This window comes from Mariniflexile litorale, assembly GCF_031128465.2.
GTDB lineage: Bacteria > Bacteroidota > Bacteroidia > Flavobacteriales > Flavobacteriaceae > Mariniflexile > Mariniflexile litorale.
The window spans coordinates 79562-103360 of record NZ_CP155618.1 but is presented as its reverse complement, the minus strand read 5'-3'; the positions used below and the strand labels follow the sequence as shown (position 1 = coordinate 103360).

Here is a 23799-nt window from a genome sequence, read left to right as displayed (position 1 = left end):
TGTATGTTATTTAATTTGTATAGCCTACTTTTGTAAAGTATATGGATTCATTGACTCAAATTGTATTAGGAGCAGCTGTTGGAGAAGCTATTTTAGGCAAAAAAGCAGGAAATAAAGCGATGCTTTATGGGGCCATTGCAGGCACGATTCCAGATTTGGATGTCTTTGCTTCATATTTTACAGATACAGTTTCTGCTCTTGCCATACATCGTGGTTTCACACATAGTATTGTGTTTTCTTTGCTTTTTGCACCCATTTTGGCTTGGATAGTATCGCGGTATGAAACGTTTAAAAATTTTAAAAGTTGGTTTTGGTTATTTTTTTGGTCATTTGTAACACATCCTATTTTAGATGCACACACTACTTGGGGAACTCAATTATTTTGGCCCTTTGATTTACGATTGGCATTTAAGACCATTTTTGTTATAGATCCTCTTTATACGTTACCTTTTTTAGTGTTTTTAATTTTGGCTATGCGACAAAAACGCACCTCTGAAAAGCGACGTTTCTATAATAAGATGGGTTTGATAATAAGTACTTCTTATTTAATACTTACATTTCTTTTAAAATGGATGGCGTTTATTCAATTTGAATCTGCTTTAAAAACTCAAAACATAGATTATTTAGAAATAGACACCAGACCTTCACCTTTAAACACCATCCTTTGGAGTGTTAATGTACAAACTGAAGATGCTTATTTACTTGGGAATTATTCGTTTTTTGATACCCAACCAATCCCTTTTGAAAGCTATACTAAAAACCATGAATTATTAGGTGATCTTGTTGAAAATGAAAGTGTAAAACGTATGATTGCTATTTCTGAAGGTTGGTACACTATTAATAAAAAGGATGATACGCTTTATTTTAACGATTTACGATTTGGTTTGCTAAGTTTAGCTCCAAAATCTGAAAATTTTGTTTTTAAATATAGATTAGATATTGACGCTTCTGGTAAAGTTACTTTTAATGAAGCACCTAAAGATAGTCGTGATGGTAAAAAGCTGTTAACCGAATTATGGCAACGTATAAAAGGAAATTAACTGCGTTACATACAAAAGAAAAAGACACTTATAATTGCCTATAAGTGCCTTTTTACTAACCAACCAAAAAACTGATAACCACATCAGTTTACTTTTCTCGTGCCTCCATGTCCTCCAGCTACCACCATCATTATTTTTATACTTAAATAAATGAATTTGAAAAACTGAATGATAGGATTCATCATTTTAAATCTTTGATATTTTGATATTCTTTGTGTCATTTTACTATTATTTTTAATTCGTTTATTTGTAGATTCGATAATCCAAACGTTTAATCTACTCAGGAATCAACCACCAAAAAGGTTTCATTTTTGCTTTGTAAATAAAGGCATAATGCAAAGCCAACTTTAACCAATGACCTGCTAAACCAATTTCTCCGAAAGTTTTTCCTAATTGCCGTCCTTGTGTTTTAGGATATTTTTCGTAATCTGGAACAATTGGATAGGTTGTAATACTTACTCCACTACCTTTTGTTATTCCGTAACCAGCAGAAGCAATACAAGCTGCTCCCATATTCCCCATAGATCCTTTATGGTTTAAAGACTCTTTACCACTTTTTATAGAATCTATAATATTATCTGCTACCAACTTTGCAGTAATACCAGATGGCATTCCCGTTCTTGGTGGGGCTGGTGAAATAACGGTTCCATTTTTACTTGTTCTTGGTTTTGAGATAGCATGTGGAGGTGCAAATGCAATTCCTGGAGCAAAAATGTTTTTATAACTCGGATTTTGATAGGTTTCTGGCCAATCTTTTACAGACCATTCTTCATAAGGTTTTGGTGTATAATCGGCATCCACAATCATAAACCCTTTAAAGAGTTTTTCTGTGATGTCGTTTTCATTTTTATCATAGGCCTTAAATCCATGACCAGAAAACGAAGGAATTAACATGGCAAAATCGTAGGTTTCAGTTTTATGCTCTCCTTCCAGATTTTCGTAATGTGCTAGACCATCTTCAATTTTTTCAACTCCAGCTCCAAGAATCCATTTAATGTCTCTGTCTTCAAAAATCATTTCGACCATTTCGTGAGATTTCATGGTCATGCTTCCATAGCTTAATAGCATGCCATCCATTCCGAAATCGCCTAATTGATATTCGTTAGAAATCCAAGTGACTTCCGCCATATCACGTACATTATGTTTACGTAATTCTTGCTCTACATTTAATATATACTCAAAAGCCGCACCTTGACAGGTTGACTTTGCATGACCGGTACCAATTAAAATTTTAGCTTTTTTGCTAGCTTTCATCTTTTGAATGACTTCATTCAAACCTTTCCACGCTTGACCTGCATGTGTATAAGTACAAACAGAATAGGTCTTGTTTTCTCCAGGAACTAAACCTTGAGTTGCTTCAAAATTTAGTTTTGGCCCTGTTGCATTAATTAAATAATCGTAGGTTATTTTTTCTTGCTCCCCTTTGTTCTTTCCTGCTACATATTCGGCTAAAACATATGGTTTTGTTTCATTTTTATCTCCTTCAGGAAAAAATGAAATCGCTTTTGCTTGTTTATAACCAATTCCTTTTTTTTTGTATAAAGGAGCTAATGGAAACAATATTTTTTCAGACTTCATCCTTCCAATTCCTACCCAAATATTAGAAGGAATCCATTGGTAATTGCTGTTAGGAGATACCACCAGAACTTCATGTTTTTTAGACAATTTTCTACGCAAATGTGCTGCTGAAACATGACCAGAAATACCTGCTCCTAAAATGACGATTTTAGACATGATTGTAAATTTTAATAAAGATAACTTCAACTAAGAAAAGGTACAGCTACCTTTGTTACACAAGCAATTAATTTGTTTTTTTATAACTCCAAACGGCTAAAGCATTCATAATAAAAGCATAGAGCAATGTTTTTAATAACTGCGGAAGAATATCCATAAAACCAGAACCTTTAAGCATCACCATACGCATCACTTCTACAAAATATTTTATTGGATTAAATTCTGTTATGGTTTGCGCCCATTTTGGCATACTTTCTATAGGTGTAAATAAACCACTCATTAAAATAAAAATAACAGTAAAAAACCAAGCTATAAACATGGCTTGTTGTTGTGTGTTTGTAAAATTGGAAATGAATAAACCGATTCCTAAAATCACTAAAATATAAATAGATGTGTATAAATATAAGAGTGGTAAACTCCCAATTATTGGAATATTAAAAATGACTTTTGCTAAAATTAAGCCAACAGTTAGTAAACCCATTCCTATAACCCAAAACGGAAAAAGTTTTCCAATAATAAACTGACTTTTTTTTATTGGAGTAACGTTGATTTGCTCTAGGGTACCAATTTCTTTTTCGCGGACAATATTCATTCCTGAAAGGAAGAGCGTAATCATGGTTACTAGTAAAACCAGTATGCCAGGAACCATAAAGGTTTTATAATTTAAAGTTTTATTATACCAAAATAATGGAATAGTCTCTATAGCAATTGGTTGTATTTGTTTATCTGAAACTTGCAATATATCTACTTTTATGTTTTGATTAAAGCGTTGTACAATTTGTGTGATATATACATTTTCAACACCTGCTGCTGCGCCATCAATCGCATTTATTGTTACGCCTAAATTGTTATGTTTTTCTTTTTGTAAATCGCGTTCAAAATAGTGTGGAATTTGTAAAAGCACATCCACTTCTCCTTTTAACATCGAAGAATTTGCTAATGCTTCGGAAGGAAAATCTGTTAAAACATTAAAATAAGTAGATGCATTAAATTTTTCAACTAACGCTCTAGATGTTGATGTATGATCATTATCAATATAACCAAATTTGATATTTTTTACTTCAAATGTAGCAGCATTCGATAATATAACAAGCTGTAATAATGGTAAAACAAAAATGATAGGAAGCATGCCTTTATTTCTAAATATTTGCTTGAACTCCTTTTGTATGATGTATAAAATTATTTTCATTTATTCTAGTCTAATTTTATATTTCTTTACACTTAATCCAATAAAAAAGATAGTCATTCCGACTAAAATCAAGGTTTCTTTCCATAAATATTGCAATCCTACACCTTTTAGCATAATCCCTTTTATGATGATGATAAACCATTTTGCAGGAATGATGTTACTAATCACTTGCAATGGTAAAGGCATGCTTGAGATTGGAAAAATAAAACCTGATAATAGAATTACTGGTAGCATTAATCCCATTAAAGAAATCATCATGGCTGTTTGTTGTGTCGCAGAAATTGTTGAGATTAAAATACCTAAAGCTAATGCTGTAATTATGAATAAAACACTTTCAAAAGCTAATAAAAACAAGCTTCCTTGAACTGGCATTTTAAATATAAATATGCTTAAAACAACAATGACAATGGCGTTTATAATAGATAGAAAAATATACGGAAATACTTTACCAATAATAACTTGAATTGGTTTTATTGGTGATACCAAAAGGATTTCCATGGTTCCTAATTCTTTTTCTCTTGTAATAGAAATGGAGGTCATCATTGCGGAAACTAACATTAAAATAATAGTCATAACGCCAGGAACAAACATGTATACACTTTTTAATTCTGGATTATAAACCATTCTTGTTTCTGGTACAATTTGATAGGCAATGGTGATGTGTTTATTCAATCCTTTTTGATACTGTTGAAGAATGGCGTTGACATAATTACTTATCGTATTTGCAGTATTTGGATCTGTTGCATCTGTAATAATTTGGATAGTTGCTTTGTTGTTTTTAATTAAGTTTTTACTAAAACCTTCCTCGAAATTTAAAACTGCTTTTACTTTTCCTTTTTTGAAAATAGTTTCAATATCTGCTTCTCTGTCAATGAATTGATTGATACTAAAGTATTTTGAAGTTGAAATCTTATTAATAATTTCTTTTGTTGTTGCATCTTTAGAATGATCTAAAACTGCAATATCTACATTGTTTATTTCATTGGTAATCGCGAAACCAAATAGCATAATTTGTGCTATTGGCATTCCGAAGAGTATAAACAACGAGCGTCTATCTCTAAAAATGTGGTAGAATTCTTTTTTTATGAAGCCTATGAATCTTTTCATTTTTTATTTCCCGCAGATTTCGCTGATTACCGCAGATTTTTTTGTTTGTTACTCTGTTTGGTTTCTTACTGATTTCGCAAATAACCACAGTTTATTTTAACAGTTATTCTTACTTTTTTCTGGGTAGATCTGTGAAATCTGCGGGATATTTTTTATAAACCGTTTACTTTTCTGAAAATTCCTTTTGTTATATCCTCTACATTAAAATTCACTAAAATGCCTAGTTTTAATTCTGAAATTTTTAAGTAAGTCAAAACTTGTTTGTGATGTACTTTAGACAAAGTTTCTACCGATTTAATTTCGATTATCACTTTATTATTTACTAATAAATCCAATCTAAAGCCTATTTCAAATTCAATACCATCATAAAATACAGGCAATGGTACTTGCTTTTTAAGAGATAACCCTTGCTTCTCTAATTCATACATTAAAACAGCTTCGTATACAGACTCTAATAAACCCGGGCCTAATTCATTATAGACTTTAAAAATTGCTCCTCTGATTATATATGAAATGTCGTTTTCTGTTTTATCTTCCATAATTATTTGATTTTACTCCCACAAATCTCGCGAATAAACGCAGATTTTTTTAAGTCCTTTTCTACGAAAATCTGAGAAATCTGCGGGAAATTCTCTATCCTCTTGCTAGTTTTAAAAACACATCATTCATATTGGCAACGTTAAACTGTTGCTTAAGCTTTTTAGGTGTATCCAAAGCTTCAATTTTTCCGTTTACCATTATAGACACACGATCGCAATACTCAGCTTCATCCATATAATGCGTAGTTACAAAAACGGTTGTGCCTTGATTGGCTGCTTTGTAAATCATTTCCCAAAACTGACGTCTCGTAATTGGATCGACTCCACCTGTTGGCTCATCTAAAAACACAATTTTAGGATCGTGAAGCAAAGACACCGAAAAGGATAGTTTTTGTTTCCAACCCAATGGTAAGGAACCTACTAATTTACTCGCCACCTTTTCTAGTCCTAACTCTTCTATTAAAATTGTAGATTTCTCTTTGATACTTTTTCTTGATAAACCATAAATTCCGCCAAAGAATGTAATGTTTTCTTTAACCGTTAAATCATCATATAAAGCAAATTTCTGACTCATATAACCAATGTTCTTCTTGATATCTTCTGCATTAGTAAATACATCAAATCCAGCTACTTTAGCAGCTCCTGAAGTTGGTTTAGAAATGCCTATTAGCATTTTCATCGCTGTTGTTTTTCCTGCTCCATTGGCTCCTAGAAATCCAAATATTTCTCCTTTTTTAACTTTAAAAGAAATGGCATTTACTGCTGTAAAATCACCAAACATTTTGGTTAAATTTTGAGCTTCTATGACGTTTTCGTTTTTCATTATTTAGCTAATTCCATAAAGGTATCTTCAATGGTTGGTTCGGTTTTTTCTATTTTTATATTCGATAAGTTTTTAGACTCTAAATAGTCTATTAAATCTTTCGGATTAAAATCTTCTCTACTATCAGTATAATGTACAAATTCACCAAAAGGATACACACTATGGTTATGTTTGTAGGCATTTAAACTATTGAGTAATTGATACGTATCATTTGCACGTACGTTATAAATTTGCTTTGGGTAATGTTTGACAATAGCTTGAGGTGTATCAATCTGTAAAATTTTACCGTTTTGAATTAATGCAATTCTATCACACAAAGCAGCTTCATCCATATATGGTGTAGATACTAAAATGGTAATACCTTTTTGCTGCAAACGTTTTAGCATGTCCCAAAATTCTTTCCTCGACACTGGATCAACTCCTGTTGTTGGTTCGTCTAAAAACAACACTTTTGGTTTATGAATTAAAGCACAACATAAAGCCAGCTTTTGTTTCATTCCACCAGATAATTTACCAGCACGACGCTCTTTAAAAGGCTCTATTTGAACATAAATTTCTTTTATTAAATCGTAGTTTTCTTGAATGGTGGTTCCGAAAATGGTTGCGAAGAAATTTAAGTTTTCTTCAATCGTTAAATCTTGATAGAGAGAAAACTTTCCTGGCATATAGCCAACATTATTACGAATCTTTTTATAGTCTGAAACCACATCAAAATAAGCAACCGTTGCAGAGCCTTCATTAGCAATTAACAGCGTTGTTAAAATTCTAAACAATGTTGTTTTACCTGCGCCATCCGGACCAATAAGTCCAAAAAGCTCCCCTTCTTTTACTTCAAAAGAAATGTTCTCTAAAGCTTTTACGCTTTTGTAAGATTTTGATATGTTAGAAACTATAATACTCATTCTACAGTATTTATCCATAGTTCTGCAGGCATTCCAATTTTTAAGCTGCCATCGTTTTTAACGTCTACTTTTACAGCATAAACTAATGCCACACGTTCTTCTTTAGTTTGAATTATTTTGGGTGTGAATTCTGCTTCCGAAGCTATCCAACTAATCGTTCCCTTATACGATTTCATCGCATCTGCATCATCAATTTTAACCGTAACTTCTTGTCCTATTTTAATATTGGCTAATTGTGTTTCACTAATATAAACACGTAATTGCATGGTGCTTAAATCTGCGATTTTATAAAGCGGTTTCCCAAAAGCAGTAATTTCATTTGGTTCTGCGTATTTTGTTAAAACAGTTCCGTTTAAAGGGTTTGTAATTTTACTTTTCTGGATTTGATCGTCAATTTGTTTTAACTGAACATCAATAGATTTAAGCTCATTCACAACAGGTGCATTTTGAATTTCGACACTTCTAATTTGGCTTTTAATAACATCCATTTCACCAAGAACATCATCCAATTGTTTTTGTGTTCCTGCATTATCCTTTATAAGGTTTTGAGCTCGTATTTTATTTGTGTTTGCAGTTTTTAATTTTGAATTTAAAACTGCTATTTGAGATAAGACGCCTTTAGATTTTGAAGCAATTACAGCTTTAGAAACTTCTAACTGCTCACGTTTTAATGTTAACGGAATAGTATCTATATAACCAATAAATTGTTCTTTTTGAAGTTTATCTCCTTCGTTAATAGCAAACTGCATTAGTTTTCCATTATTTTCTGCAGAAATGGTTATTTCTGTCGCTTCAAAATTTCCGTAACCATCTGCTTTTCCGTTATCGTTTCCGCAAGAAAACAAAGTAAAAAGTATACTGCCTAATCCTAATATATATATGTGTGTGTTCATGTTTTATATTTTTTGTTTCCCACAGATCACAAAGATCTTCGCTGATTTTTTTGACTCTAATTTTTCTGCGTTTATCTGTTGAATCTGTATGTTTTTTCTTTTATTGTCCTTTAATGACATTGTAATTTGCTTTTGCCAATTGTAACTGAATGTTATGCTTTACCATGGTATTTTCATCTTCGTATAAATTAGTAAGCTCTGTGATGTATGCCGAAGACGTAATCACACCATTTTTAAGTTGCGAATCTGCCGATTTCAAAACCTCTTTTCTAAGGTTAATTATTTCTAAATCTGAAGTAATAAATGCTTCAATTTTATCGATTTCTTTTTGTTGTTGATTTAGCGCAATGTTAGTATTGAGTCTAAAAATTTCGGTTTCATTTTCTACAAAATCTTTACTGATAGCTAAAGATGCTCTTTGCTTTTTGTTAGCATTCCAATCGAAAACAGTCCAATTTACTTTAACACCAACGGTATAAAATGTTTGAAACGAATTATCCAACATATTTAATCCTGGATTTCCGTAACCACCTGTTGCAAAACCAAGTAATTTGGGTGTATTTTGTTTTGATAAAAGGCTTACTGAATTTTCAATTTCTTCTTTTTTAAATTGAAACAATTCTAATTCTGGTCTTACTATTTCTGTTTGCAATCGTATTTCTAAAAGTGGCTTTTGAAATGTTGTTGAAGCATGTAATGGTTGACTTATTAAACTAGATAATGTTTCAATAAGCATTGCTTTATTGCTTTCTAATTCGTTAAATTGTTGGTTTATTTTTAATAATTCAGCTTCTAAAACCTTGTCAGAAGTTGGTAAAATAACACCATACTTAATTCCTGATTGTACTTCCCCAAGTTTCGCTTTTAATTGGCTCTGTTTAGCTTTTAATAATAACTGAGATTCTTGCGTTAATAAAACAGAAAAATAAAGTTGATTAATTTGTTGTTTTAGTTGGTATAAACTGACTTCTATTTGTTTTTGTTTCGTTTTTAATTGGGCGGATTTTAAATCTAAAGACGCATCTGTTGCGCCTCCATTATAAATGAGTTGATTTACAGAAACTGTAGCACGATATTGGTCCTTGTTTAATGGTTCGATTCCTGAAATTGCTAAAGGGAATTCTATTACATCCGATTGATAGGTGGCTTGCGCATCTAAACTTAGCTGTGGTAATTTTGAAGTAGAAATAACTTCTAAATCCAATTTATTTTGCGTATCTAAAAGTTTTGCCTGTTTTGCTAATGGATAATTTTCTGTCACCAAAATGTAGCATTCTTCTAAAGAGATACTCTGTTGTGCAACATTTGGCAGCCCAATTAAGAGTAATAAAATGATTAATAATTGTTTCATATTATTTGTGCTTTATAGAATTAATAATAAAGTCGGCAACTTCTGTTTTGCGGTCTTCTATCAGTTGTTTGTAGGCGTCGTCATCTGTATTTGTAAATGCCATAAGCAACGGTTTTGCTACAAATGGAAAAATATTTAATGCCATAATATTGATGAATAATTGTTCTGCACTAATCGGTTTTATAATGCCTTTCTCCACTTCATCTTCTACTTGAACTTTGAATTTATCAAGGTTTAAAAAGTTTGGATTTTCTTTCAACTTTATAATAAACTCAGGATTTCTATTGAGTTCTTGAATGACGAAATTTGGTAAATAAGGATGCTTAGCTATAAACGAAATATAGTTTGAAGTAAAGTTTCTAACCTTGTTTTCAATAGACGCATCATCATTTAAAACCGCATTTAATTGAGGTGCTAATAATGAAAATGCGCTTTTAAAAACAGCTTCAAATAGTAATTGCTTACTTCTGTAGTAATAATGCAGCATTGCCTTGTTAATTCCTGCTTTATTAGCAATTTCTTGCATACGTGCGCCATCCATTCCTTTAGATTGAAATACATTTTTTGCTGCGTCTAATATTTGTTCTTCGGTGGTTTCGTCTTTTATTTTTTTCATTCCAACTATATGGTTTAACCAAATGGTTAGTAAATTTACAAAAAAGAATTGAAACAACTTTCTGTTCAATTATTTTTTGTGCATTATATTAAATATGAATTTTACTTTTTAAGAATTTCGTTAAACAATAAGTCTTTATCTAATTTTTAGTATAGAAAAACCAATCAATAGAAGATGGTTTATTTTGGCGGAAAAAATATAGAAAAAAACCAAGACATTAAAGATGCATTAAAAATCTTTTTGATGATTTGCTACTTTGTTAAGAATGATCTTAAGAAATATTTTAAAATCATTTGATTTATAGATTATTTCATAATACGAGTAAGGTGGAAAAATTTTTTATAGTTTTCAGGAATTGTATCAATATTAATTAATGACCCTTCTTCCATATATGGATAAATATCTTCGTAAGTCTGTACATCATACAACCCAACTCTTTTACTAATATGATTTCTTGTTAATTCATCTGGGCTATTAAGTCCTGCTGCAGCAACGAGTTCTAAAAAACTATGTATGGTTGCTTCATGAAAACGATTTGCTCTTAGAGCTTTGTCCTCAACGACTAACCCTCTAACTAAAGAAGGATTTTGGGTAGCAACACCCACAGGACACGTATTATTATTGCATTGTAATGCTTGAATACAGCCAATAGAAAGCATCATGGCACGTGCACTATTACAGCCGTCTGCACCAAGAGCTATAGCTCTAACCATATGAAACCCTGTTATTATTTTTCCAGCAACAATGACTTTAATTTCTTTTCTTAATCCAAAGCCAACGAGGGTATCATGAACAAAAATCAATCCTTCTCGTAAAGGCATTCCCATGGAATTTGAAAATTCTACAGGAGCTGCACCGGTTCCACCTTCACCACCATCTACGGTAATAAAATCGGGTAGGATGCCTGTATAAATCATAGCCTCGCAAAAATCCATAAACTCTTGTTTACGACCAAGACACAGTTTGAAACCAACTGGTTTTCCTTCTGAAAGATCGCGAAGCTTTTGTATAAAATGCATAAATTGTATGGGATCGTAGAAAGCGGAATGAGATGGCGGAGAATGTACTGCAACTCCAGGTTGAATGTGCCTTATTTTTGCAATTTCTTCAGTATTCTTGATGGCTGGTAAAATACCTCCGTGTCCTGGCTTAGCTCCTTGAGATAACTTTATTTCTATCATTTTAACCTGAGGCCTAGTAGCATTCTCCTTAAAAGTTTTTTCATTAAAGGAGCCGTCTTCGTTTCTACAGCCAAAATAGCCTGTTCCAATTTGCCAGATCAGGTCTCCGCCATGTTCTAGATGATAATCACTTATGCCTCCTTCACCAGTATTATGGGCAAAATTCCCCATTTTGGCTCCTTTGTTCAAAGCTAAAATGGCATTCTTACTTAAAGAACCAAAACTCATAGCCGAAATATTCAATAGGCTAGAGGAATATGGTTGTTTACAATCCTTGCCACCGATTAATAAACGTGGAAATTTGCCTATGTCTTTCGGGTTGTTTTTTGCATACATAGAGTGTTCCATCCATTCATATCCGGAATGGTAGATATCCATCTGGGTGCCAAAGGGTTCTGTGTCATTTTCACCTTTTGCTCTTTGATATACTAAAGACCTTAATATACGGTTTATTGGTCTCCCTTGTGTATCCGTTTCAACAAAATATTGCATGATTTCAGGTCTAATAGACTCTAACATATACCTGAAGCGACCTATTAATGGAAAGTTTCTTCTAATAGTCCGCTTTTTTTGAAAAATATCAAAAACCCCCATTAAAATTAAAGGACATACGAAAATAAAGAGCCATAAAATGGGAAGCCAAAAAAAAGCTATTCCTACAATTGTAACAATTATGATTGTGGAAATTAAAATGAACAGTTTACGTGCTTGCATGTTTTCGTATTTAAATAAACGCTAAAGATATTACTACAAAAATTAATTATCAATTAAAAAGGTATTGTTTACTTTTATTTATGAATAATCTAACTTTTATAAACAAAAGACAGTATTTATGGAGTAGGGAAGATACGAATTTAAAACTTTTTTGACGTGGCTGATATCATTATAAAAAGATATTTTTTCTTCATTAGGTTAAGCAGATTTTTGTTTAGTATGAGTTTCTACTACATAGTTTTTAAACTTTTAAATAAGCTGAATACATCCATACTAGCTTTTCTTGTTCACTGATATAGTCATTCATTAAGGCATTTGTTCCTACGTCATTTATATCGGCAGATACATCGAGTATAAGTCTTTGTTTCGTTAAAATTGTTTGTAAGGATTTAAGAATTTCTTCTATCGAGTTTTGTCCATTAGTTACTTTGTTACTTTCTAAAATAGCCGAAGTCTTTAGATATTGAGTAAACTTATAGTTAGGTTTAAAACCTAAGGTAAGTATACGTTCTGCGACATCATCTATTTTGAGAAAAAGATTATTATAAAGTTCTTCAAATTTTATATGTAGTTCAAAAAACTTCTCTCCTTGAATATTCCAATGATAGCCTCTAACATTTTGATAAAATATAGAGTAATTAGCAAGTAAATCATTTAACATTTCTGCCAATTTTTCGCTTCGTTTTTCGTTTAAACCAATTTTGCTTAAATTTCCTGTTGATGTTTTCATTTTCTTATTTTAAAAATTATTATAGTTCAATAAATAATGATGACCTAACTTGGGTCTTTATGTTTTTTGTTTTGTGTCCCTTGCCTGTTATATCTTCAAGCAATAAGATTTCTCCAGATTGAAACGTGCGCTTATCTCCTAAAGACGTTTCAATTTCAATTTCACCATCTAATAAAATAACATATTGACGGGAAGGTGAGACATGAAAATTATAATCATAGGTTTCTGTTACTTTTCTAAAAATGATTGTATTTGCTTTTTGAGCTTCAGAAAGAAATCCTATGTCCCCTTTATTATTTAAAGGAATATTCAGATCCTCAAAGTGTGTTTCGCCTTTGGTATCTGAATATACCCTGGTTATTTTGAAATCCATAGTTATTATTTAAAATTAGTATGTACCCATTTTACAGCCAGTGCCACATCTTCTTCCGTTAAATTATGTCCTGTATTCAATTGATGTTGTTCTATATTGAAGTGATTCGCTTCTAATAAATTTGTATAATTTTGAATTTCTGACATACTAACCATGCCATCCAAATTTCCTGAACTTATAAAAACAGGAACCTTTTTAGTAGCTTGAAATGCTGGCATTTGCTTAAAAGGAAGCATAGGCCTAAACAAAATAGCTCCAGATAAAAAATCGGGATGAAGTACTAATGTTGAACCTGCAATATTGGCTCCATTGGAGTACCCTAAAGCAATAAGCTTTGTACTATTAAACCCTTCTTTTGAAGCAATCTCTTTAATAAAGTTTACTAATTCATGCGTTCTGAACTTTAGATCTTCTTCATCAAAAATGCCCATTCCAATACGTCTAAAAAAACGAGGCATACCATGTTCTAATACATTTCCTCTTACACTTAATATATTAAAGTTGTTTCCAAAATTTTTAGCTAAAGGAATAAGATCCGTTTCATCACCACCAGTCCCATGAAGCAGTAATAGTGTATATGCTTCAGGGTTTCCAGAGGGTTGGTATATGTATTTTAAAGGTTGATAATTCATAACATAATTAATTAAGTTTTACTAAATGGTTTTCTAACTCACTTCTACGTGACTCATATTGAGCTGGCAATTTTAAATTCATGCCCAATTCTTCAACAGATTCGTCAACCATAAAACCAGGATTATCAGTTGCTATTTCAAATAATACACCGCCTGGTTCTCTAAAATATAATGAGTGGAAGTAATTTCTATCTATTTGTGGCGTAATGTTAAGTCCTGCAGCTTCTACTTTTTCACGGAAGTACATAAGAGTTTCATCGTCTTTTACTCTAAATGCTACGTGATGAACGGTACCATTTGCCACATGCCCTCTTTTTTCTGAAGGTAATTCTACTAAATCAACTATAGATGCATGATCAACGGTATCTACAACATAGCGGTATCGATTGGCTTCTTGAGACACTAATTCGTAACCAAAGATGGATGTTAACACATTGGCTGTTCCTTTGATGTCATTTAAAGTAATGGTGATATTATGAAATCCTCGGGTTGCATTTTCTACAGTAACTTCATTGGTTACCCAAGGTTTTCTAGTATCATCAGTTTCAACAAGCTCAAATTTCAACCCATCAGGATCTAAAAAAGTAAGATAGTGTTCTCCAAATTTCTGTGCGGGTTTATTATAAATTACGTTATATTTTTCAAATCGCTCCACCCAAAATTCTAAACTGCCTTTAGGTACTGAATAGCCAATTTCGGTTGCCATCCCAGAGCCTCGTCTACCTTGTGGAATTGAATTTCCCCATGGGAAAAAAGTTAAAATAGTTCCTGCGCTTCCAATTTCATCTCCAAAATAAAAATGATAGGTTTTTGGATCGTCAAAATTGACTGTCTTTTTAATAAATCGCAATCCTAAAACTTCTGTATAAAAATTATAATTGCGTTTTGCGTCGCCTGCAATAGCTGTAATATGATGCAAGCCTTGAATTTTATGTTCCATGATTTTATGTTTTTAATTGTTTATTCAAAATTACTCCCATATTCAAAGCTGTGCATTGAACTAGGACAAGAAAACATTCTGGTTAATAACCGAGAGACCCATTATTTTAAAATTTAAATTCGGTCGTAATTACGGCATGAAAAAGTGTCGCCGATAAATTACTGTTCTTTAAAAAATCGCCTGGAAAAATGATATTGGTTTCAAATTCTATATTAAAATGATTATTAATATCATAGCCCAAAAGCGTTCCAATTTGTTGCGCTATAAATGCTTTGTTATTCGTTGATGGAAAATCTAAAAGTAAAGAAGCACCGTAAACACCATCAGACACTGAATATCTCCAAAACACATCATAGTCTAACTCCACATAACAATTGCCTTTTTTTACATTAATATACGGGTGAACATCAATTAAATTAGAGGGTCCAAATTTCGCTACCTTTCCAAAATAAGCGCCTCTTGGGTACAGGGCATCAAAGGTCTTTAGGGTGGTATCATTACTGTTTTTGTCACCACTAATAATTTCAGTTTTTAAACCTAAAACCGATTTGTCTGCGAGAAAATTAAATGCAACTTCACCTTGCAACGATAATGTATAAGCCCGAATATTTTGTTCTCCAAACTGGCCAAATTGATAAGCCATTTCATTATTAAATGTGAATGAGTTTATGGTTCCAAAATACCTTGTCCCCAAAGTATATCTTCTTTCATTTGCTAAACCACTATTATAATTAACACTATTATCTTTTTGATAAAATCCGTACAGGTCTATGTTTAAAGATTTATTGAAAGACTTTGTCGCATACACGCCACTGAAGGTTTCGTTAAAATTCAAAAAATCATTATCAAAAACCTTCGGTTGAAGTTGTACTGGTATTGAAAAAAAAGTAGTCACCTGTGTGTTTTGAGTGGTATAATCCAATCTTGCTAAATCAAAGGAACGTCTTACGTTGGGGCCTTCACGAATATCTATAAGTCTTCTGCTTCCAAATTTTAGATTTTCTCTTCCTAAAAGGAAACTCCAATGGGAATTAAAATGGTATTTCACAAATACTTGATTGATTGACAATTCATCCTTATCAACAGGAGCTAAATCTTTTTTATTGATTGTTGTACTAGAACTTAATTCGGAATACAACTCAAATTGGTTTCCTAGTTTTAAATGTGAATGCAAAAGGAATCGGTTTAAATACCAGATATTATCTTCATTATCTTGGTTTGAAAAATCTTGATTCACAAAATTTTCTATTTGAAAACGATAGCCACCACCAAATGATAAAGAGTTTTCATCTCCTAAATCTATCCATTTGAAACTTTCGTAAGCGGACTTATGTTTCTGCTCACTTAAAAAAGACCCGTCATCATCTTGTCCAAGCAGATGAAATTCTAATGCTTTATCATCTTGTGAAAAACCAGAATTATAGCTTAAAGCTATGATAAACGTCAAGTAGAAAACCATTCCCGATTTCATGATATCAATATTTCCGAATGATAACGACTCCTATTAATAGTAAAATAACACCTGCTACTCTTTGCCAATTAATTTCCTTTATTGGTAACCCCAAAAACCCATGATGATCTAAAATTAAAGATACTGTCATTTGTCCTGCAACGACCAAACCAAAAGTTAAAGCAGTGCCCAGTTTAGGAGCTAAAACTATGACTGCAGCTACATAAAACGCTCCTAAAAGACCCGCTAACCACACCACCGATGAGGCGTTTTTTACTTGTGAAATTGTTGAGAAATCAAATTTTATAATTACTAAATAGATTAGCAACCCAATAGAACCTATTACAAAAGATGCAAATGCAGCAAAAACGGGTTGATGTACGGTTTTGCCAAGTTGAATGTTTAATACGGCTTGAAATGGTAAAACAGCACCCGCTATTATGGCCGTTAGAATTAAAATTAATTGTGTTTTCATGGTGATATTTTTTTATGGATGAAAGCATCAATGGAATATTTACCAGGTCCTATTATTAGTATAAATAGAAAGAAAACGGAGTACATAAATGGCACATCTTTAATCAATAAAGCGTCATGAGCATGAAGGATAAAATAGCCCGTAAGCGTTACTGCCAAAATGGGCAGTACGGATAACCGCGTAAATACCCCTAGAATGATAAAAACAGGAAACCCTATATTGGCACTTATGGCTAGAAACTCATTGATTCCTTCTGGTAAACCTAAAGGATTAGGCACCATTTCTGATACTTCAACGCCAATTCCAATTTTTTTAAAACCATGTACAATAATAAGTTCTAGCGACACTATTATCCTAAAAAACAGAAGTGCTGCATGAACTTGTTTTCCTTCTAAAGCGGTTGTGGTCATTTTTTTTAAAAACTGTTTCATAACTATTGTTTTGATAAAAATTAGTGACTAATTTTTAGTTTTTGAATCATTTCAGCAGTTAAAGAATCACTATAAACACCATAGGCATCAACCAATAAACCTTTAATGCCACATGCTGTTTGAATGGCATAAAGGATAGAAGAATCATCAGGATTTGAATCGCCTTCAAATCGATAAAATACATCGACATTAAACTCATTAGGTTTAAATGTTTTATTTAAAGTTTTGCATTCCAATATGGAACTTTTCAAGTTAAAATCAAAAGTATAACCCTCTGTTTGCTTTGAATTTATGGCTTCCGTTAGCGTATCGTAACTTCTCATGGTTTATTTGTTATTTTGATAACCACCAAAATATTTAACAGGAGACCAACTAGGAATTACTTCGGGTATAGCAGGGTCTAGAGACTTAAAATCGTTTGCAGCATATACCACTTTACCATTCACTACCGTTAAATGGGAGGTTAAATTTTTAATAGCCTCTTCTGGCATCGTGAAATAATCATCTGAAAGAATTGCAAAATCTGCATACATCCCTTTTTTAATAAAACCTTTTACCGTTTCTTCATTAGAAAACCAAGCACTTCCGCTAGTAAAAACTTCAAGAGCTTTATACCTTGAAATTTTATTATTGTTATCGTACAATTGAAAACCTCCCCATGTTTTCCCCGAAATAGCCCAGTATAGCGTTAGCATAGGGTTGTAACTAGCTACTCGGGTTCCATCGGTACCAAAACCAAGAGGGATTCCCATATCTATAATTTTTGCAATAGGAGGCGTGTGTTTTGCAGCTTCAGCCCCATAACGATCTACAAAGTATTCCCCTTGAAAAAGCATTCTGTCTTGCACAGCAATACCACCACCCAAACGTTTTATGCGTTGAAGATTGGCATCGTTTATAGTTTCAGCATGATCTATAATCCATCGTACTTTATTTAAAAACGGGTATTTTTTATCAACATTTTCAAAGACATTTAAAAAACGTTCAATAGATTCGTTATACGTTGCATGAATTCTAAAAGGTGCTTGATTTTTAGCAATGATGGTCACTATGGAATCCAATTCACTTTCCATGACATCGTGCAATTCAGGTCTGGGTTCCAAAAAGTTTTCAAAATCGGCAGCTTCCCATGTTAAGTTTTCTCCAGCACCTTCATAGGTATAGCCGTTAGGTTTAAACATATCATCATTAGCACCAGATTTTAGTTGATTTACCCAGGTGTTAAAAAACTCCTTTTCAGTTCCTTTATCAACAGCAAACAGATAATAGGATGTTCTTACATTGAGTTTTCCTTGTTCAGCTAGTTCTTTTGAAACACTGTAATTGTTAGGATAATATTGACCACCTCCACCAGCATCAATAGCACTTGTAACACCTAATCGGTTTAATTCTCTGTAATAATGAAGTGTTGAATTCAACTGCTCTTCATAAGACAGTTTTGGAAGCTTTGTGAGGGTTTTATAAAGTATGAGCGCACTTGGTTTTGCAACAAGCAATCCAGTTGGTTTTCCATTTTTAAATTCAATTTCACCTCCCGGATATTTTGTTGAAGCGTTATAACCCAAGGTTTCAATGCCTTTTTGGTTTAAATACCCTAGAGAGTACAAATACATAATGTATACTGGTTTGTCTGGTACAGCTGCGTTAATTTCTTCAAGAGTTGGTAAGCGTCTTTCTTTAAATTGAAATTCACCCCAACCTCCAATAACACGAACCCATTGTCCTTCTGGAGTTCTTTCGGATTGTTCTTTTAGCATTTTTAAAGCTTCTGGTATGGTTGTTACACCATCCCATCGCAATTCAGAATTGTAATTCAATCCTTCTCTAATTAAATGCGTATGGGAATCATTAAGTCCAGGAATAACTGTTTTGCCTTTAGCATCAACGACTTGCGTATTTTCTCCTCTAAGTTTTAGTATGTCATCTGAATTTCCAATTTTATAGAAATTTCCGTCTTTTACAGCAAAGGCTTCAGCAAAATCGCCTTCTTTTTCTAGAGTTACTTTCGCATTATAAACTATTAAGTCTGCAGGAGCCTCCAGAGATTGTTCTGTTTTATTTTTACAAGCCATAAAACCGACAAGAAAAAATAGCATTATTATTTTAGATAGTGTTTTCATGAGTGTAGAAAAAAATAGCCTTATTTTCATAAGGCTATTATTAATTAATGTTTTAACATTTTATGAGCATAAACAATTCCAAAGCCATAAGCACCACCATACTTTTTAACTAAATTGGTTACTGGTACATAAGTCTCACTTCGTGCCCAATCTCTTTGTAATTCTAAAAGATATTGCATGGAGGTCATTGGTTTTACACCGGCTTGTATCATTCTTGAAACAGCTTGTTCATGCGCTTCTTTAGAAACATCACCACTAGCATCCGTAATCACATACACATCATAGCCTTCAGCTTTTGCAGATAGTGCTGGACCAACAATACATACACTCGTCCATAAGCCTGCCAGAACTAGTTTCTTTTTACCTTTTCCTGTGATTGCTTTATAGGCATTTACATCTTCCCATGTATTCATCGTTGTTCTATCTATGTAATTAGACGTTGCTTGTGGATAAAATTCTTCAATTTCTGGAAAGACAGGCCCACTAAAAGATTCTTCTGCCACCGTTGTTACCACAGTAGGTATATTAAATATTTTTGATGCACCAGCTACTATGGCTGTATTGTTTCTAAGCTCTGTAATTGAAATACTTGAGGTTGCAAACGCCATTTGACCTTCATGATCAATTAAAACCAATGCATGGTTTGTTGGATTTAAAAGTTCTGAACTTGGTTTTTGAGCAAATCCTAATGTGCTTATAAAAGCAATGATGAGTGTTGAAAATAATGTTTTCATAATGTTTAATTTTAATTGTTAATAGATTGATTAATTATTATTGTTTTACGAACTGTAGTTCTATGTTTAATTTAATTTCTTCACCAACTAAAACGCCACCAGCTTCAAGTGCAGAATTCCAGTTTAATCCCCAATCTTTTCGGTTTATTTTTCCATTTATCCCAAATCCAGCTTTTTCATTTCCCCATGGGTCTTTGGCAGTACCATGAAATTCAACATCTAGAGTTACTGAGTTTGTAACACCTCGTAGCGTTAAATCTCCTATGAGTTTATACGCTCCTTCAGATATTTTAGTGTAAGATTTTGATTTAAAACTTATTGTTGGATGATTTTCAACATCAAAGAAATCACCACTTACTAAATGCTTATCTCTATCTGCATTCCCTGTAGATATAGAATTAGACTTAGCAGTAAATTCAAAGTTTGTGTTTGTAAAAAAACCATCTTCGGTTTCAGCAGATGCTTCAAATTCTTGAAACTTTCCTGAAACGTTAGTAAACATCATGTGTTTTACTTTAAAACCAATTTCTGAGTGTGTTGGATCAATTGTCCATTTTGTAGTTGCCATAATTTTAAATTTTATTTAATTAATATTTGATTACTTAATTATTACATTACAAAATTGCTATTTATACAAAAGCTGTACATTGAACTAGGACAAGAAAACATAGCTTCTGTTTTTTTAATTAATTCTCATGTTGTTTTACCCAATTGATTATATAATTAGCCGTTTGTTCCCAATGTTTTCCTCCCAAAACAAAATGATTGATTCCTTCAAATTCCTTATAATCGGTTACAGATATTGAATTTTTATATTTTTTGTAGTTCAGAAAATTTAAGTTAGCAGGCATTAAGTTGTCATGACTACCAGCAACGAAAAGCAAAGGCTGCATTTTTTTATTAAACTTAACTTTAGCAGCGTTTGTAAAGAGTCCTCTAATAATTCTTCTTGATTCAGGAATTAGGAATTTTTCGTAAGTCTCTTTTTGATCATATAAACTCATGTTATTCGTAAATGCATATTGCCATTCTTCTAAAGACATTAAATGGGGCGTGTTTTTTGATTTAAACATTCCAAAAGGTTTCCAAAGTGATTTGAAAAAAGAAAACTGGAAACTGATGACTCCTTTTGGAGCAGCGGAATGAATAGCAACTCCCAGAGATAAAAGATTTTCTTGAAGTAATATCTGAACAATTAAGCCGCCTACCGAATGACCTATAGCTATTGGTTTTTCCTTTTCTTGTTTAATTAATTCTGAATAAAAAGTAAAGAGTTCATGTAGTGTGAGTGTCCCTAAAATGGAATCAGGATGTTTATCTTTTAATATTTTTGTTGTTCCTTCTTTAGTAGGCCAAATTGGAATTACAACATAGTATCCTTTCGATTCAAAGTAGGCTTTCCATAGATCCCAACTCGTACTATTAACAAAAGCACCCGTTATAAAATAAACTTTCTTACTAGCATTCATGTTTTAGAACCTTGTGAATTATTAAGGAATTTACCTTCCTACTTTCACAACATCATAAAACATTCAAAAGAAATGCCATTAGTTCATTGTTTTGAATTACAGTTATTTATGTGTTTTTGAGTGTGTTGTATTATTGGTATGTCGTTAATGTTTTAGAGAAACAGCGATATTTAGAGAAATAGGAACTGAAGAAGTTTGGTAAGTGTTTTTACCTAATTATTAGGTTTAGCAAGTCGTTTTCTAACTTTACTTAAAAATTCGGCAGAAATACCTAAATAGGAAGCAATGTAATGTTGGGCAACTCTTTGGGGAATCGTAGGATAATGTTCTAAAAAATCAAGATATTTCTCGGGAGCTGTTTTGGCAATTGTATTTACCAAACGATCTTGTGTAACAGATAGATGACGTTGTACTAAAATTCGAAAAACACGCTCGAATTTAGGAACACTTGAAAGTAATTTTTCTTTACTAGTAGGTGTTAAAATTAAAAGTTTACAATTTTCTAATGCTTCAATAAAGAAATGGCTGGGTTTATGATCTGAAAAACTAGCGATATCACTTGTCCAACTGTCTTCAATAGCGAATTGGACAATCACTTCAGCACCATTTTCATTGATATAATATTTTCTTAAACATCCTTGTATTACAAAAGCTTCAAACTCGCAAATATCACCTTCTTGTAACAAGTATTCTTTTTTAGAAACTGTTTTTATAGTTAATAGCTCATGAAATATGTTTAATTCTTCATCTGTAAATGAAACAAATTTTGATATATTATGGTCTATGGTTGAATGCATACGTTTAAAAAATTACATGTTCTTTTTACAAAAAAATATTCTCCTACTAAATTATAATAAATAATGTGCGATGTTTACTTTTACTCAAAAAAAAACACAATGAAAGCAGTAATAACCATTATCATCATCACTCTTTTTTTAGGTTGTAAAACTATGGAAGAAACTAATAAATACACGATTACAAAAATTGAACAAGGCAAAGATGGGCAGACTTTATATTTAAAAGATTCAAAAAATAATGTTTACACTACTGTTATTAGTATTCCAAATGGTAATTTTGTTAAGGTAGAGGAGGGGAATAAAATAAAATTAGAAATAATAAAAATGATAGAAACCTACCCTCCAATACTTGTCTCTAAATCTATAGAAATTATTAAATAATTAATTGAAAATGGAATTATCAATAACCCACCAGTTAAAAGATAATTCCATTTTACTTTATTTATTCAAAAGTCACCAAATTCTTTTCTTACTATTAAGATTTTATAAAGTCTAATAAATCTTTATTTATAGTGTCAGCTTCCGTTGTTGGCATACCATGAGGAAAGCCAGGATATGAAATGAGTTTTCCGTTTTTTAAAAGCTTTACAGCAATTTCGGCGGTTGATGCAATAGGCACTATTTGATCATCATCTCCATGCATAACCAATACAGGAATATCCACACTTTTTAAATCTTCTGTGAAATCTGTTTCAGAAAAGGCTTTGATACAATCATAATGTGCTTTGATGCCACCCATCATACCTTGACGCCACCAATTATCCATAACGGCTTGAGATACTTTTGCGCCTTTGCGATTATACCCAAAGAACGGAGTTGTAAAGTCTCGAAAATACTGAGTACGATTTGTAGCCGTATTTAAGCGGATTTCATCAAATACTTGCATAGGAACGCCATCTGGATAATGATCTGTTTTAACCATGATAGGTGTAACAGCACTTATTAGCACCGCTTTGGCAATACGACCTTTTCCAAATTTAGCAGCATACCGAATGACTTCACCACCACCTGTGGAATGCCCAATGTGTATAGCATTTTTTAAATCGAGTGCTTCAGCAATTTCAGCAACATCAGAAGCATAGGTATCCATGTCATTTCCAATGGCTGTTTGGGTGGAGCGACCATGACCTCTACGATCATGCGCAATAACTCTGTAACCTTGATTCACAAAAAATATCATTTGTAAATCCCAGTCATCGCTTGATAGTGGCCATCCATGATGAAAAACAAGAGGTTGTCCTGTGCCCCAATCTTTGTAATAAATTTCTGTTCCGTCTTTTAATTTTAATTTTCCCATAATTTTAATTTTATATTGTGAATTATTGTTCATTTTTATATTTCAAAATTGACTCTAATTAAACATATACGCATTGAACTAGAACAAGAAATAAATTTAGTAGAGTTATTTGAGGCTTAACAAATGATGTTCCTTTGTTTCAAGTTATTGAAAATCAATATTTTATTGTTTTGAGTGTTATTGTTTATTGGTGATATATCGCTAATTTGTGATACGTTTTGTTACATAGCGCAATAAGCCAAAAGTTTAAAAACACAAAATG

At 32.3% G+C, this 23799-nt stretch carries 27 protein-coding genes; 2 read left to right on the top strand and 25 right to left on the bottom strand.

Features of this window, described 5'->3' with window-relative positions; genetic code table 11:
- Nucleotides 1-41: 41 nt before the first annotated feature.
- Nucleotides 42-1040 (top strand): metal-dependent hydrolase, encoded by a 999-nt coding sequence (locus tag QLS71_RS00570; RefSeq protein WP_308992406.1) that lies wholly within the window; start codon nt 42-44, stop codon nt 1038-1040.
- Between the two features lie 83 nt (nt 1041-1123).
- Here QLS71_RS00570 and QLS71_RS00565 read toward each other — a convergent pair whose 3' ends face one another.
- The 24 genes from QLS71_RS00565 to QLS71_RS00450 all read right to left on the bottom strand — a co-directional run bounded on the left by QLS71_RS00565 (nt 1124) and on the right by QLS71_RS00450 (nt 22240).
- A complete protein-coding gene (locus tag QLS71_RS00565) occupies nt 1124-1261 on the bottom strand; it encodes a hypothetical protein (RefSeq protein WP_308992407.1) in 138 nt (45 codons plus the stop codon).
- A 55-nt stretch (nt 1262-1316) separates the two neighbouring features.
- Complete coding sequence (locus QLS71_RS00560) at nt 1317-2774, bottom strand: FAD/NAD(P)-binding oxidoreductase (protein ID WP_308992408.1); 1458 nt, start codon at nt 2772-2774, stop codon at nt 1317-1319.
- A gap of 67 nt (nt 2775-2841) precedes the next feature.
- On the bottom strand, nt 2842-3963 hold the full coding sequence (locus QLS71_RS00555; RefSeq protein WP_308992409.1) for an ABC transporter permease: 1122 nt from the start codon (nt 3961-3963) through the stop codon (nt 2842-2844).
- Nucleotides 3964-5070 (bottom strand): ABC transporter permease, encoded by a 1107-nt coding sequence (locus tag QLS71_RS00550; protein ID WP_308992410.1) that lies wholly within the window; start codon nt 5068-5070, stop codon nt 3964-3966. It abuts the gene before it with no gap.
- 152 nt (nt 5071-5222) lie between these two features.
- Complete coding sequence (locus QLS71_RS00545) at nt 5223-5609, bottom strand: GxxExxY protein (RefSeq protein ID WP_308992411.1); 387 nt, start codon at nt 5607-5609, stop codon at nt 5223-5225.
- Nucleotides 5610-5703: 94 nt separating this feature from the next.
- On the bottom strand, nt 5704-6432 hold the full coding sequence (locus QLS71_RS00540) for an ABC transporter ATP-binding protein (RefSeq protein WP_308992412.1): 729 nt from the start codon (nt 6430-6432) through the stop codon (nt 5704-5706).
- Nucleotides 6432-7334: an ABC transporter ATP-binding protein gene (locus QLS71_RS00535; protein ID WP_308992413.1), complete on the bottom strand. Its 903-nt coding sequence runs from the start codon at nt 7332-7334 to the stop codon at nt 6432-6434. Before QLS71_RS00535 ends, QLS71_RS00540 begins: the two co-directional genes overlap by 1 nt.
- The gene (locus tag QLS71_RS00530; RefSeq protein WP_308992414.1) at nt 7331-8227 is read right to left on the bottom strand and encodes an HlyD family efflux transporter periplasmic adaptor subunit; all 897 of its coding nucleotides are present in this window, start codon (nt 8225-8227) and stop codon (nt 7331-7333) included. The genes QLS71_RS00535 and QLS71_RS00530 overlap by 4 nt, the downstream gene beginning before the upstream one ends.
- Before the next feature lie 100 nt (nt 8228-8327).
- Nucleotides 8328-9578, bottom strand: coding sequence for a TolC family protein (locus tag QLS71_RS00525; RefSeq protein ID WP_308992415.1), 1251 nt, complete (start codon nt 9576-9578; stop codon nt 8328-8330).
- 1 nt (nt 9579) lies between these two features.
- Entirely contained in the window at nt 9580-10194 is a 615-nt protein-coding gene (locus tag QLS71_RS00520; RefSeq protein WP_308992416.1) for a TetR/AcrR family transcriptional regulator, read from the bottom strand.
- A 305-nt stretch (nt 10195-10499) separates the two neighbouring features.
- A complete protein-coding gene (locus tag QLS71_RS00515; protein WP_308992417.1) occupies nt 10500-12089 on the bottom strand; it encodes an FMN-binding glutamate synthase family protein in 1590 nt (529 codons plus the stop codon).
- Between the two features lie 241 nt (nt 12090-12330).
- Entirely contained in the window at nt 12331-12819 is a 489-nt protein-coding gene (locus QLS71_RS00510; RefSeq protein ID WP_308992418.1) for a Dps family protein, read from the bottom strand.
- Between the two features lie 19 nt (nt 12820-12838).
- Nucleotides 12839-13192: a hypothetical protein gene (locus QLS71_RS00505; RefSeq protein ID WP_308992419.1), complete on the bottom strand. Its 354-nt coding sequence runs from the start codon at nt 13190-13192 to the stop codon at nt 12839-12841.
- Between the two features lie 5 nt (nt 13193-13197).
- Entirely contained in the window at nt 13198-13824 is a 627-nt protein-coding gene (locus tag QLS71_RS00500; RefSeq protein ID WP_308992420.1) for an alpha/beta hydrolase, read from the bottom strand.
- Between the two features lie 7 nt (nt 13825-13831).
- Nucleotides 13832-14764: a ring-cleaving dioxygenase gene (locus tag QLS71_RS00495; RefSeq protein WP_308992421.1), complete on the bottom strand. Its 933-nt coding sequence runs from the start codon at nt 14762-14764 to the stop codon at nt 13832-13834.
- Nucleotides 14765-14870: 106 nt separating this feature from the next.
- The gene (locus tag QLS71_RS00490) at nt 14871-16235 is read right to left on the bottom strand and encodes a porin (RefSeq protein WP_308992422.1); all 1365 of its coding nucleotides are present in this window, start codon (nt 16233-16235) and stop codon (nt 14871-14873) included.
- A gap of 4 nt (nt 16236-16239) precedes the next feature.
- Entirely contained in the window at nt 16240-16689 is a 450-nt protein-coding gene (locus tag QLS71_RS00485; protein ID WP_308992423.1) for a DMT family transporter, read from the bottom strand.
- Complete coding sequence (locus QLS71_RS00480) at nt 16686-17120, bottom strand: DoxX family protein (protein ID WP_308992424.1); 435 nt, start codon at nt 17118-17120, stop codon at nt 16686-16688. Before QLS71_RS00480 ends, QLS71_RS00485 begins: the two co-directional genes overlap by 4 nt.
- Before the next feature lie 20 nt (nt 17121-17140).
- A complete protein-coding gene (locus tag QLS71_RS00475) occupies nt 17141-17443 on the bottom strand; it encodes a phosphoribosylpyrophosphate synthetase (protein WP_308992425.1) in 303 nt (100 codons plus the stop codon).
- Nucleotides 17444-17446: 3 nt separating this feature from the next.
- On the bottom strand, nt 17447-19240 hold the full coding sequence (locus tag QLS71_RS00470; protein WP_348636580.1) for an amidohydrolase: 1794 nt from the start codon (nt 19238-19240) through the stop codon (nt 17447-17449).
- A gap of 44 nt (nt 19241-19284) precedes the next feature.
- Nucleotides 19285-19974, bottom strand: coding sequence for a hydrolase (locus QLS71_RS00465; protein ID WP_308992427.1), 690 nt, complete (start codon nt 19972-19974; stop codon nt 19285-19287).
- Nucleotides 19975-20011: 37 nt separating this feature from the next.
- Nucleotides 20012-20542, bottom strand: a complete 531-nt coding sequence (locus QLS71_RS00460; RefSeq protein ID WP_308992428.1) for a YceI family protein — start codon at nt 20540-20542, stop codon at nt 20012-20014.
- A gap of 118 nt (nt 20543-20660) precedes the next feature.
- Nucleotides 20661-21443 carry an alpha/beta hydrolase gene (locus QLS71_RS00455; RefSeq protein ID WP_308992429.1) on the bottom strand — a complete coding sequence of 261 codons (783 nt, stop codon included), beginning with the start codon at nt 21441-21443 and terminating at the stop codon, nt 20661-20663.
- A gap of 212 nt (nt 21444-21655) precedes the next feature.
- Nucleotides 21656-22240, bottom strand: coding sequence for a Crp/Fnr family transcriptional regulator (locus QLS71_RS00450; protein ID WP_308992430.1), 585 nt, complete (start codon nt 22238-22240; stop codon nt 21656-21658).
- Nucleotides 22241-22339: 99 nt separating this feature from the next.
- Between QLS71_RS00450 and QLS71_RS00445 the strand changes: the two genes are divergently transcribed.
- Nucleotides 22340-22621, top strand: a complete 282-nt coding sequence (locus QLS71_RS00445) for a hypothetical protein (protein ID WP_308992431.1) — start codon at nt 22340-22342, stop codon at nt 22619-22621.
- Between the two features lie 94 nt (nt 22622-22715).
- On the opposite strand, the gene QLS71_RS00440 is transcribed toward QLS71_RS00445, so the two are convergent.
- Entirely contained in the window at nt 22716-23537 is an 822-nt protein-coding gene (locus tag QLS71_RS00440) for an alpha/beta hydrolase (RefSeq protein WP_308992432.1), read from the bottom strand.
- Nucleotides 23538-23799: the final 262 nt, after the last annotated feature.

Excerpts from the sequence above, each read along its gene's own strand:
- QLS71_RS00570 (WP_308992406.1), top strand. The coding sequence starts at position 42 with ATGGATTCATTGACTCAAATTGTATTAGGAGCAGCTGTTGGAGAAGCT.
- QLS71_RS00565 (WP_308992407.1), bottom strand. The coding sequence starts at position 1,261 with ATGACACAAAGAATATCAAAATATCAAAGATTTAAAATGATGAATCCT.
- QLS71_RS00560 (WP_308992408.1), bottom strand. The coding sequence starts at position 2,774 with ATGTCTAAAATCGTCATTTTAGGAGCAGGTATTTCTGGTCATGTTTCA.
- QLS71_RS00555 (WP_308992409.1), bottom strand. The coding sequence starts at position 3,963 with ATGAAAATAATTTTATACATCATACAAAAGGAGTTCAAGCAAATATTT.
- QLS71_RS00550 (WP_308992410.1), bottom strand. The coding sequence starts at position 5,070 with ATGAAAAGATTCATAGGCTTCATAAAAAAAGAATTCTACCACATTTTT.
- QLS71_RS00545 (WP_308992411.1), bottom strand. The coding sequence starts at position 5,609 with ATGGAAGATAAAACAGAAAACGACATTTCATATATAATCAGAGGAGCA.
- QLS71_RS00540 (WP_308992412.1), bottom strand. The coding sequence starts at position 6,432 with ATGAAAAACGAAAACGTCATAGAAGCTCAAAATTTAACCAAAATGTTT.
- QLS71_RS00535 (WP_308992413.1), bottom strand. The coding sequence starts at position 7,334 with ATGAGTATTATAGTTTCTAACATATCAAAATCTTACAAAAGCGTAAAA.
- QLS71_RS00530 (WP_308992414.1), bottom strand. The coding sequence starts at position 8,227 with ATGAACACACACATATATATATTAGGATTAGGCAGTATACTTTTTACT.
- QLS71_RS00525 (WP_308992415.1), bottom strand. The coding sequence starts at position 9,578 with ATGAAACAATTATTAATCATTTTATTACTCTTAATTGGGCTGCCAAAT.
- QLS71_RS00520 (WP_308992416.1), bottom strand. The coding sequence starts at position 10,194 with ATGAAAAAAATAAAAGACGAAACCACCGAAGAACAAATATTAGACGCA.
- QLS71_RS00515 (WP_308992417.1), bottom strand. The coding sequence starts at position 12,089 with ATGCAAGCACGTAAACTGTTCATTTTAATTTCCACAATCATAATTGTT.
- QLS71_RS00510 (WP_308992418.1), bottom strand. The coding sequence starts at position 12,819 with ATGAAAACATCAACAGGAAATTTAAGCAAAATTGGTTTAAACGAAAAA.
- QLS71_RS00505 (WP_308992419.1), bottom strand. The coding sequence starts at position 13,192 with ATGGATTTCAAAATAACCAGGGTATATTCAGATACCAAAGGCGAAACA.
- QLS71_RS00500 (WP_308992420.1), bottom strand. The coding sequence starts at position 13,824 with ATGAATTATCAACCTTTAAAATACATATACCAACCCTCTGGAAACCCT.
- QLS71_RS00495 (WP_308992421.1), bottom strand. The coding sequence starts at position 14,764 with ATGGAACATAAAATTCAAGGCTTGCATCATATTACAGCTATTGCAGGC.
- QLS71_RS00490 (WP_308992422.1), bottom strand. The coding sequence starts at position 16,235 with ATGAAATCGGGAATGGTTTTCTACTTGACGTTTATCATAGCTTTAAGC.
- QLS71_RS00485 (WP_308992423.1), bottom strand. The coding sequence starts at position 16,689 with ATGAAAACACAATTAATTTTAATTCTAACGGCCATAATAGCGGGTGCT.
- QLS71_RS00480 (WP_308992424.1), bottom strand. The coding sequence starts at position 17,120 with ATGAAACAGTTTTTAAAAAAAATGACCACAACCGCTTTAGAAGGAAAA.
- QLS71_RS00475 (WP_308992425.1), bottom strand. The coding sequence starts at position 17,443 with ATGAGAAGTTACGATACGCTAACGGAAGCCATAAATTCAAAGCAAACA.
- QLS71_RS00470 (WP_348636580.1), bottom strand. The coding sequence starts at position 19,240 with ATGAAAACACTATCTAAAATAATAATGCTATTTTTTCTTGTCGGTTTT.
- QLS71_RS00465 (WP_308992427.1), bottom strand. The coding sequence starts at position 19,974 with ATGAAAACATTATTTTCAACACTCATCATTGCTTTTATAAGCACATTA.
- QLS71_RS00460 (WP_308992428.1), bottom strand. The coding sequence starts at position 20,542 with ATGGCAACTACAAAATGGACAATTGATCCAACACACTCAGAAATTGGT.
- QLS71_RS00455 (WP_308992429.1), bottom strand. The coding sequence starts at position 21,443 with ATGAATGCTAGTAAGAAAGTTTATTTTATAACGGGTGCTTTTGTTAAT.
- QLS71_RS00450 (WP_308992430.1), bottom strand. The coding sequence starts at position 22,240 with ATGCATTCAACCATAGACCATAATATATCAAAATTTGTTTCATTTACA.
- QLS71_RS00445 (WP_308992431.1), top strand. The coding sequence starts at position 22,340 with ATGAAAGCAGTAATAACCATTATCATCATCACTCTTTTTTTAGGTTGT.
- QLS71_RS00440 (WP_308992432.1), bottom strand. The coding sequence starts at position 23,537 with ATGGGAAAATTAAAATTAAAAGACGGAACAGAAATTTATTACAAAGAT.